General features: G+C 71.3%; 9 protein-coding genes. 4 read left to right on the forward strand and 5 right to left on the reverse strand.

What is annotated here, in order from left to right:
- Nucleotides 1–194: 194 nt before the first annotated feature.
- Nucleotides 195–1,985, forward strand: a complete 1,791-nt coding sequence (locus tag AB0I72_RS20275; RefSeq protein ID WP_358570813.1) for a serine/threonine-protein kinase — start codon at nucleotides 195–197, stop codon at nucleotides 1,983–1,985.
- 25 nt (nucleotides 1,986–2,010) lie between these two features.
- On the opposite strand, the gene AB0I72_RS20280 is transcribed toward AB0I72_RS20275, so the two are convergent.
- From AB0I72_RS20280 to AB0I72_RS20290, 3 genes are all read right to left on the reverse strand, one after another.
- A complete protein-coding gene (locus AB0I72_RS20280) occupies nucleotides 2,011–2,934 on the reverse strand; it encodes a glutaminase (RefSeq protein WP_358570816.1) in 924 nt (307 codons plus the stop codon).
- A 235-nt stretch (nucleotides 2,935–3,169) separates the two neighbouring features.
- The gene (locus AB0I72_RS20285; protein ID WP_358570819.1) at nucleotides 3,170–3,859 is read right to left on the reverse strand and encodes a response regulator transcription factor; all 690 of its coding nucleotides are present in this window, start codon (nucleotides 3,857–3,859) and stop codon (nucleotides 3,170–3,172) included.
- A complete protein-coding gene (locus AB0I72_RS20290) occupies nucleotides 3,856–5,043 on the reverse strand; it encodes a histidine kinase (RefSeq protein ID WP_358570822.1) in 1,188 nt (395 codons plus the stop codon). Before AB0I72_RS20290 ends, AB0I72_RS20285 begins: the two co-directional genes overlap by 4 nt.
- A 414-nt stretch (nucleotides 5,044–5,457) precedes the next feature.
- Here AB0I72_RS20290 and AB0I72_RS20295 point away from each other — a divergent pair, with 414 nt between their 5' ends.
- The 3 genes from AB0I72_RS20295 to AB0I72_RS20305 are packed head-to-tail and all read left to right on the forward strand — an operon-like array spanning nucleotide 5,458 to nucleotide 6,748.
- A complete protein-coding gene (locus AB0I72_RS20295; RefSeq protein ID WP_358570825.1) occupies nucleotides 5,458–6,261 on the forward strand; it encodes an NAD-dependent epimerase/dehydratase family protein in 804 nt (267 codons plus the stop codon).
- A 44-nt stretch (nucleotides 6,262–6,305) separates the two neighbouring features.
- Nucleotides 6,306–6,530 carry a type II toxin-antitoxin system HicB family antitoxin gene (locus AB0I72_RS20300; protein WP_358570828.1) on the forward strand — a complete coding sequence of 75 codons (225 nt, stop codon included), beginning with the start codon at nucleotides 6,306–6,308 and terminating at the stop codon, nucleotides 6,528–6,530.
- The gene (locus tag AB0I72_RS20305) at nucleotides 6,530–6,748 is read left to right on the forward strand and encodes a type II toxin-antitoxin system HicA family toxin (protein ID WP_358570831.1); all 219 of its coding nucleotides are present in this window, start codon (nucleotides 6,530–6,532) and stop codon (nucleotides 6,746–6,748) included. Before AB0I72_RS20300 ends, AB0I72_RS20305 begins: the two co-directional genes overlap by 1 nt.
- Before the next feature lie 655 nt (nucleotides 6,749–7,403).
- On the opposite strand, the gene AB0I72_RS20310 is transcribed toward AB0I72_RS20305, so the two are convergent.
- Nucleotides 7,404–8,084, reverse strand: coding sequence for an HAD family phosphatase (locus AB0I72_RS20310; RefSeq protein WP_358570834.1), 681 nt, complete (start codon nucleotides 8,082–8,084; stop codon nucleotides 7,404–7,406).
- The gene (locus AB0I72_RS20315) at nucleotides 8,081–8,923 is read right to left on the reverse strand and encodes a winged helix-turn-helix domain-containing protein (protein WP_358570837.1); all 843 of its coding nucleotides are present in this window, start codon (nucleotides 8,921–8,923) and stop codon (nucleotides 8,081–8,083) included. Before AB0I72_RS20315 ends, AB0I72_RS20310 begins: the two co-directional genes overlap by 4 nt.
- Nucleotides 8,924–9,208: the final 285 nt, after the last annotated feature.

Genomic DNA, 9,208 nt, shown 5'->3' on the forward strand with positions numbered 1-9,208 from the left:
TCCTGTGGGATCGTCGCATTTCAGAGGGGGTGTCCTCCTCGTCCGGGCGGTGCGATGGCCCTCGGAGGGCCGCCACCAGCGGTGTCAACGCCGCCGAGGGTCTCTAGACTCATGGGGTCCCCCGACGTCCGCCGCGCCCCGCGTCCGCGGTCCCCCCGTCCCTCCCCCTCGTCCTTCAGAGGAATCGCGCCACGATGAACAGCTCTGCGGCCGAACCCGGCCGTGCCCTGGTCAACCGGTACCGCCTGGACGAGATCATCGGCGAGGGCGGCATGGGCCGGGTCTGGCGGGGCACCGACACCCTCCTGGACCGTCCGGTCGCCGTCAAGGAACTGACCACGCCCCCCGGCCTCCCGGCGCAGGAGGTGGAGGTGCTGCGTACGCGCATGCTGCGCGAGGCCCGCAGCGCCGCGCAGCTGAGCCACCCGTCGATCATCACCGTGTTCGACGTGGCCGAGGAGGACGGTCGTCCCTGGATCGTCATGGAGCTGGTCCAGGGGCCGTCCCTGGGCGACCTCATCCGGTCCGACGGGACGCTGTCCGTGCGGCGGGTCGCCGACATCGGCGAGCAGATGGGCGCGGGCCTGACCGAGGCGCACGGCCGGGGCATCGTGCACCGCGACATCAAACCCGGCAACGTGCTCATCGCCGGGGACGACCGCGCGGTCCTCACCGACTTCGGCATCGCCCACCTGGACGGCTCCACCCACCTGACCAGTACCGGCCTGCTCATCGGCTCACCCAGTTACCTGGCCCCGGAGGTCGCGCAGGGGTTCCAGGCCAGCCCCGCCTCGGACGCCTGGGCCCTCGGCGTCACCCTCTTCCAGGCGGTGGAGGGGTCGCTGCCGTTCGACCGGCCCACGCCGATGGCGACGCTCACCGCCATCTGCACCCAGGACCTGCCCGAGCCGGTGCAGGCCGGCCCGCTCCGCCCGGTGCTGGAGGGGCTGTGCGCGAAGGAGCCGGAGGACCGGCTCTCCATCGCCGAGGCGCGCGCCCTCCTGCGGGAGATCCGGGACGCCGAGGAGGCCGCCTCGCTCGGGGGCGCGGCCGCCCTGGCGACCACCCGGCCCACGGAGGAGCCGGGGGCGGCGCGGACCACGGACTCCGTGGACCCCGTCACCGCCTCCGCCGACGCGGTCGACGGCCCCGGCGCCACCGACGGCCCGGGCGCCACCGGCGGCACCACGGGCCTCGCCTGGGCCACGGACCCGTCCGCGACCTCCGCGGACGGCCCAGCACCGGAGCCCCGGCCCGCCAGGGGCGCGCGAGCGGCGGGCGCCGGACGGGGCAGGCGCGCGCTCATCGTCGCCGCCGTGCTCGTGGTCCTGCTCGGTGTCGGGGTCACCAGCGTCCTGATCAGCATGAACCGACCGCAGGACCCGGCCGGGCTGGCCGGGAACGCCGTCGACGACGCGGACGTCGGCGCCGCCGAGGAGCCCCAGGACCCGGACGCCGCGGCCTCGGACGAGGCCGCCGCCTCCGACGACCAGGGCGAGGACGGCGACGGCGGCGACGACGAGGCGGACGCGGAGGAGGACGAGTGGGACTTCCTCATCCGCCACGAGGACACCACGGGCTTCTCCGTCGACGTCCCCGAGGGCTGGGCGGTCGAACGGCAGGGCTCCAGCGTCTTCTTCCGCAACCCCGACGGCGGATACCTCCAGGTGGACCAGACCGACGACCCGAACCCGGACGCCGGTGACGACTGGCGCGCCTTCGAGCCCGTCGGCAGCCAGAACTTCCCCGGGTACACGCTCACGGGCATCGAGGACGTCGAGGCCGACTGGGCCGACGCCTACGTCAGCGCCGCCGACTGGGAGTTCACCTACGACGGCGGCGGCGGGCGGATGCACGCCGTCAACCGGGGCTTCCACACCGAGGACATCGGCTACGCGCTGTTCCTCGTCGCCAGCAACGACGACCCCGACGCCAACCACGCGCTCCTGGACCGCATGGCCGAGTCGTTCGTGCCCGCCTCCTGACCGTCGGCGGCCCCGGTCCGACGGGTCAGAACACCGAGCAGCGCGTGATGTCGGTGAACGCCTCCAGCGCCAGCGCCCCCGCCACCGAGTTCCCCTTGGGGTCCAGGCCCGGAGCCCAGGCGACCACCGCGTACCGCCCCGGCACCACCGACAGGATCCCGCCGCCCACGCCGCTCTTGCACGGCAGCCCGACGCGGTAGGCGAACTCGCCCGCCGCGTCGTAGGTGCCGCAGGTGAGCATCACCGCCATGATCCTGCGGGCGTCCTCCCGGCTCATCAGCCGGGTGCCGTCCGCGCGCAGCCCGTGCCTGGCCAGGACGAGTCCGGCACGGGCGAGGTCCTCGGCGCTGATGGTGATCGAGCACTGCCGGAAGTAGTGGTCGAGCGCCTCGGGGACGGGGTTGCGCATGTTTCCGAAGCTCGCCATGAGGTAGGCCAGCGCCCGGTTGCGGTGGCCGGTCTCGGTCTCGGAGCGCGCGGTCACCGTGTCCACGTCCAGGTCCGCGTTGCCCGTCTCCTCGCGCAGCAGGTCCCGCAGTGCCCCCAACGCGTCACCGGTGTCGCTGAGCAGCTGGTCGGTGACCACGATCGCGCCCGGGTTGATGAACGGGTTGCGCGGGATGCCGCCCTCGAACTCCAGCTGGTAGAGGGAGTTGAACGCGTTGCCGGACGGCTCCCTGTGCACGCGCCGCCAGATCCCGTGGTCGGATCGGCTCATCACCAGCGCGAGCGTGAACAGCTTGGAGACGCTCTGGATGGAGAACGGCACCGCCGCGTCGCCGACCGCGTGCACATCGCCGTCGACGGTGGCCACCGCGAACCCGAACTGGTGCGGGTCGACCTTGCTCAGCTCCGGGATGTAGTCGGCGTCCCGGCCCTCACCGATGTGCGGGCGGACCCGTCCCATGACGTCGTCGAGCACCCGGGGCAGGTCGACGCTCGGGGTCACGCCCCCTCACCTCCCGGGCGGACCGAGCGCGCGCCGTGGCGCACCGGGCCCTGCGCGTGGACGTCGTCGTGCGGGTTCTCCCGAGGACCGCTCACCGCGTGACCCCTCTCTCGCCCTGGATGACAAGGAAGTCACGGCCAGTATGCGCGCGGGGTCGGGCCGATCGCGGGAAGCGTCCCGGGTGTCCCGGAGAGCCTCCGCGTGCCCGGCGTGTCCGGTCCGCGGCGGGCCGGGCTCACCCCGACCCGTCGAGCAGTTGGGCGTCGTGGACGAGCAGGGCGACCTGGACCCGGTTGTTGAGGCCGAGCTTGGTGAGGATGCTGGACACGTGGGTCTTGACCGTCGGCACGCTGAGGAACAGTCGCGCCGCGATGTCCGCGTTGGACCGCCCCTGGCCCACCGCCACCGCGACCTCCAGTTCGCGGGCGTTGAGCGCCGAGAGCCGCTCCCGCGCCCGCTCCGCGCGCTCGTCGTGGTCGCTGGCGGCCACCCGGTCGATCAGTCGGCGCGTCACGGCGGGGGACAGGACGGGCAGCCCGCGCGCCACCTGGCGGACGGACTCGACGATCTGCGCGGGCGGGGTGTCCTTGAGCAGGAACCCGGCCGCCCCCGCGCGCAGGGCGCGCAGCACGTGCTCGTCGGCGTCGAAGGTGGTGAGGACGAGCACCTCCGGCGGATTCGGGCGCGCCCGCAGTCGCTCGGTCGCGGTCAGGCCGTCCACCGTCGGCATGCGGATGTCCATCAGCACCACGTCCGGCGCGTGCTCGTCGACCAGGTCGAGCACCTGTCCGCCGTCCTCGGCCTCCGCCAGGACCCGGATGTCGGGCGCGCCGCCCAGCATCATCACCAGCCCCACCCGCACCAACGCGTCGTCGTCGACGATCACCACGCCGATCTCCCGGGCGCCCCGCTCCGTCTCGCTCATGCTGGCCACGGTAGCCACACCGACAGGAGCCAGCCACCGTCGTCGGCCGGTCCGTACTCCAGGCGGCCCGAGGCGAGCGACACGCGTTCGGCCAGTCCGGCGAGCCCCTGCCCCGCGCCGTCGACCGGTCGGGGCGCGCGGGCGGCGGTCGCGGGGCCGTTGCGCACCTCGACCGTCAACCCCTCGCCGGGGCCGCCCGCCACGCGCACCCGGGTGTCGGCGCCGGGCGCGTGCTTGCGGACGTTGGTCAGGGCCTCCTGGACCACCCGGTAGGCGGTCCGGCCCACCCGTTCGGGGACCGTGCCCCCGTACCCGCGCACCAACTCCACCCGGGCGCCGACGTCGTCGGCCTCCTCGACGAGCTGGGGCAGGTCGGCCATGGTGGGCTGGGGCAGCTCGCCCACGGGCGCGCGCAGCACCCCGATGACCTCCCGCAGGTCCTGGAGCGCCTGGTGGGCGCTCTCGCGGATCACCGATGCCGAGCGGGCGACCTCCTCGGGGGAGGCGTCCGGTCGGTACTCCAGGGCGCCCGCGTGCACGCTGAGCATGGACAGGCGGTGGCCCAGCACGTCGTGGATCTCCCGGGCGATCGCCTCCCGGACCTGGTGCTGGGCCTGTTCCGCCCGGAGCCGGGCCTCGGCCTCGGCGTGCACGGCGCGGTCGCGCAGCGACTCCACGAGCTTCCGCCGGTGGTGGACGGTCAGCCCCCACCCGGTGACGGTGCCCTGGATCGCCACCCCCAGCAGGAAGCTGACGAACAGGGGCATGACCGGGTCGGGCCAGATCCACGCGTTGACGAGGGAGGACGCCGCGGCGAGCCCGAACACCGCCAGGCTGATCCTCGGCGGGCGGTGCACGGCCAGGGAGAACAGGGCGACGAGCATCGCCCCGGCGGCGAGCGGCGACACGGCCGAGAGCACGACCAGGGCCACGGCCAGCTCGACCGGCCACCGGCGCCGCCACCACAGCGCCACGCAGCCCGCGAACGCGGCGAGCTGCTCGGCGACCGACAGCCAGAGGGGCAGGTCGGGGCCGAACTCCCGGAGGTCCGGGGCGTGCGGGGGCCCGCCGACGCCCAGGGCGACCATCAGCCCCAACCCGACGGCGCACAGGAACATCGCCAGATCGACGAACCAGTCGCGCGCACTGCGCCGTCGTCGTCCGGGGGTGGTGGAAGCGTTCATCGCCCCGGAGTCTACGGTTCGCCCGGGCGGGAACGGCGCGACGCGGGTGAGTCGGGGACCTCCGTCGGCGGGCGCCATACTTTGGTCGGATGACGGGCCCGTCGGGAGCCGCCTTCCGCGGGAGCGCCACGGCACGGACGGCCGATGCGCGCGGGGTCGCGGCGTCTAGCGTCGGTCCCATGCGCAAGATCCTCCAGGGCGCCGGTGTGCTCGTCTTCCTGATCGGCGTCAGCGGCGCGGTCGTGGTCCTGGTCGCGGAGGCCCTCGCCCCGCGACGCCGCCACTGAGGGACGGACACCCCCCGGAGCTGGGACGTTACGCGTGGCGCGCGCCGGTCGGTACCGTGGGGCCCGTGCGGGGCGCGGACAACGACGGGGGCGCCTCCTGAGCGAATCGATCGTGGGGGTCGACCCGATGAGCACACTCGTCACCGGAGCCACCGGGATGGTGGGCAGACGCGTCCTGTTCGAGCTGCGCCGCCGCGGGGTGGCCGCGACGGGGGCGTCGCGGACCTCCGAGACCCGCCTGGACTGGACGGACACGTCCAACTGGGACGCCGTCCTCGACGGAGTGGACAGCGTCTTCGTGGTGACCCCGACGGGCAGCGGACTGGGAAGCCGCGTGGCGGGGTTCCTGGAGCGGGCCGCGGAGGCGGGGGTGGGCAACGCCGTCGTCCTGTCCTGCATGGGCGTCGGAGCCGCCTCCGACCAGGGCGTGGTCGAGCAGAGGGCGAAGAGGCGGTTCGCGCGGTGGACGGTGCTGCGCTCCAACTGGCTCGACCAGGATCTCACCGAGGGGGACTTCGCCCGCATGGCGCGCGCCCGGAACGGCAGGCTCGAACTGCCGGTCACGAAGCGGACGGCGGTCAGCTTCGTGGACGCTCGGGACGTGGCCAACGCGGCGGTCACGGCCCTGCTGGAGGACCACGGGGGCAGGGAGTACACGCTGACCGGGCCGCAGGCGCTCACGTTCCGCGAGGTGGTGCGCATGACGAAGGGCACCGACAGCCCGGTGTGGCGGTTCAAGACGGTCGACGAGGCGCGGTTCTATTTCCGGGCGACCGACCGGGGCTGGGGCGAGCGTTACGTCGACACGCTCAACGAGCGGTTCGCCGCGGCCGTGGCGGGCGGAGCCGCCGCGGTCACCGAGGACGTGCGCGCCGTGCTGGGCCGCGACCCCATCCCGATGGAGCGCTTCGTCCGCGAGTCCACGGTCTGACCGAGGCCCCGGCGACGCGGTCCCCGCTCGGTTACGCTGAGGGCATGGAGCGCACGCTGCATCTGAACGCCACCGTCATCCCGGACACCGAACTGGGCGGATACGTCGCCAGAGCCGTCGAGGTCGAGGTCGCCTCCCAAGGGGAAACAGTGGAGGAGGCCGTCGCCAACCTCCGTGAGGCACTCGAACTGTACTTCGAGGACGAAGAGACCCCCGAGCTGCCGACGCTGACCATGCTCGCACCGGTCGACGTCCGTCTTCCCGCCTGATGGGCCCGCACTTTCCGGTGCTCTCCGGTCGCGAGGTCCGGCGTGCCTTGGAGAAGGCCGGTTTCGAGTACGTCTCCACGCGCGGTGACCATGTCAAGCTCCGCCAGGAGCGGAGGGTCGTGATCGTACCGATGCACAAGGAGCTCAAGCGCGGCACGTTGCGGTCGGTCCTGACCCAGGCCGGGCTGAGCCTGGAGGACCTTCGAGCCCTCCTCTGAAGTCCGCCCGCCGGCGGCCCCGGGTGTTCCGTCACCTCCGACCGAGGTGACGGAACACCCGGGGCCATCGCGTTCTCTACGGCCTACTTGAGCAGCTGGCGGGCCATCACCAGGCGCTGGATCTGGTTGGTGCCCTCGTAGATCTGGGTGTTCTCCGAGGTGCACATGGGCCACCTGGGAGCCCATCCCGGAACCCCTTGCCCAACAGGGCAGACAGTCCGCGAGTGTTCTCACCGCTTCTCGTCGAATCTCAGGGGCCGCCGGAACAGAGACGGAACAGGACCGCTCACCTATGGGCCTTCGAAGACCCGTACGCGCTCCGTGCCGTGGCGGCTTGGATGACGTGGTTCCTGGCGGACGCATCGCGTCGCCGCCGACGTACCTCGCACAGAACCCCCAGAACACCCACAACCGTTGTCATCCGAGGTCAGGCCTCTATCCATACGTGCTCCCAGAACCTCCCAGAAACCTTCTCTGAGTCTCCCAATACCTCACAGAGCCGCGAGGCATCGAGTTCTGGGATGGGTGGTGGGGGTTTCTGGGAGGTTCTGGGAAGACCGAGGACACACGGTTTCACCAGCGCGAACAAAGGTTCTGGGAGTTCTGGGGGTTCTGCGCGACTCCCCGGATGCCCCATGAAGACCTTCCACGGCCTTCAGCCACGGATCAGGCGTTCCAGGTCGCGCATGTCCGTCACGACGACCGCGGGTTCCAACTCCCGGAAGCGCTCGGCCTTCCCGGGACGGTTGGCGAACCCGACAGCGACTGCCCCGGCCACGTGCGCCGCCTGGATGTCAGTGACCGAGTCACCGACGAGAACCGCCCGAGAGGCATCGGCACCGAGCACATCGAGGGCCACATTCACCGAGTGCGGGTCCGGCTTCATGTACCGAGGCGACCTCTTGTCCCGGCCAACGACATGGTGGACGTCGTTCGACAACGCGTGCTTGTCGAGGAACGCCTCGATCGACTCAGGCGAGTTGTTGCTGACGACCGCGAGCGGTCGCTCAGTTTCCCGGCACGCTCGGATGAACTCGATCGCACCGGGCACCGGCGTGGCCGCGGCGACCGACCGGACTTCCGCTGACGTCAGGAACTCTTCGACCTCACCATGGAACCCCGGCGAGATCTCGTAGAGCCGCCTCATGACCTCCATCGGGTCGGACTCGTCCATGAGCGCCTGGGGAACGTCTACGCCCGCGTTGACGGCTTTCTGAAGCATGTCAGCGGCGACCTCTGGAGCCGGGTATCCCGCGAACGCGCTGCACACCGGTCCGTCGAAGTCCAGGAGGACCCAACGGCACGCGGCCAGCGAACCCTGGTCTTCGTTGGTCATTCCTCGCGCTCCCTCGCCACCGAGTTCCAGATGCTGTCGAACCACTTCTGAGACTCGGACACGTGCTGCGAACCAGTGGACTCCGGGTCTTCGTCCGCGCTGTGGTGGAACAGGACCGCGTCGCGCCCCATGAGGTCGTAGATCTCCACCGTCTCCTTGCCGACAGGGACGGTGTTCTCCTTGACCGGGTAGTACCCGGTGAACAGCTCCGATCCGTTGATGATGTAGAGCTTGAACATCGGAGCGACCGGGTAGACACGCGTCTCGACCACCGCCTTCTCGACCAGGCCGAGCGTCCCGAGTTCACGGACAGCATCCTCGATGCCCTGAGTGTGGCGGAGCATGATCCTGCGCATCCGTGCCCGGACGTCCGGATCATCCTCACCAGTGTCGACACGGACAGGCAGACCCATGGGGACGTCCAGATCCGGCACGAGGATTCGGATGGTGATGTCCTCAGGGGTGAGGCGCCCGTGGCGGACCTTGTCCAGCGGCTCCTGCAGGACACCGTGGAGCGTCTCCCCGCCGAACCCGGCGAAGTCGATCGTGACGTGCTGGGCCTCGAAGGCTCGCTCGATGTGCGGACGCAGACCGACCGGGCGTTCGGTGCGCTGGCGAACGAACACGCCGCGCCCCTGCTGCGAGTAGACCAGGCCCTCATCACGAAGCAGCCGGATCGCCTGTTGCACGGTCATGCGTGCGACGCCGTACGACTTCGCGAGCTCGGGGCCGGACGGGAGTTTGTCACCCGGCTGGAACTTCCGAGTGAGGATCGCGGCTCTTAGCGCTGCTGCGACCTGCTGAAACGGGGGCCGGGGGTCTTCAGGATCAAGGCTCATGCCCCCAGCTTACGGGTGCCTGTCTAGGCAACCTAGAAAAAACTTCCGGAGAGGCTCTTGACTCGCCTAGCATGGCTAGCCAAGCTAGATGCATAGCCAACCTGGGCAAGTGAAAGCACCCTCGATGGCTGGCCTGGTCCCTGGGTTCTAGCTGCCGCCAGGGCTCGGGCCGACACCTTCCCGTCTCAACAGGAGGTCCTGTGATCCCCGAACCGAAGTCCCAGACCACGGCGCGACTCCGCGCCGGTCTGGCCGAACACACGCTCCCGTGCGCCGCACGGCCGG

The organism is Nocardiopsis sp. NPDC049922 (genome assembly GCF_040660275.1).
GTDB lineage: Bacteria > Actinomycetota > Actinomycetes > Streptosporangiales > Streptosporangiaceae > Nocardiopsis.

Bases quoted from the DNA above. Each gene is read 5' to 3' on its own strand.
- AB0I72_RS20275 (WP_358570813.1), top strand. From the start codon at position 195: ATGAACAGCTCTGCGGCCGAACCCGGCCGTGCCCTGGTCAACCGGTAC.
- AB0I72_RS20285 (WP_358570819.1), bottom strand. From the start codon at position 3,859: ATGAGCGAGACGGAGCGGGGCGCCCGGGAGATCGGCGTGGTGATCGTC.
- AB0I72_RS20290 (WP_358570822.1), bottom strand. From the start codon at position 5,043: ATGAACGCTTCCACCACCCCCGGACGACGACGGCGCAGTGCGCGCGAC.
- AB0I72_RS20295 (WP_358570825.1), top strand. From the start codon at position 5,458: ATGAGCACACTCGTCACCGGAGCCACCGGGATGGTGGGCAGACGCGTC.
- AB0I72_RS20300 (WP_358570828.1), top strand. From the start codon at position 6,306: ATGGAGCGCACGCTGCATCTGAACGCCACCGTCATCCCGGACACCGAA.
- AB0I72_RS20305 (WP_358570831.1), top strand. From the start codon at position 6,530: ATGGGCCCGCACTTTCCGGTGCTCTCCGGTCGCGAGGTCCGGCGTGCC.
- AB0I72_RS20310 (WP_358570834.1), bottom strand. From the start codon at position 8,084: ATGACCAACGAAGACCAGGGTTCGCTGGCCGCGTGCCGTTGGGTCCTC.
- AB0I72_RS20315 (WP_358570837.1), bottom strand. From the start codon at position 8,923: ATGAGCCTTGATCCTGAAGACCCCCGGCCCCCGTTTCAGCAGGTCGCA.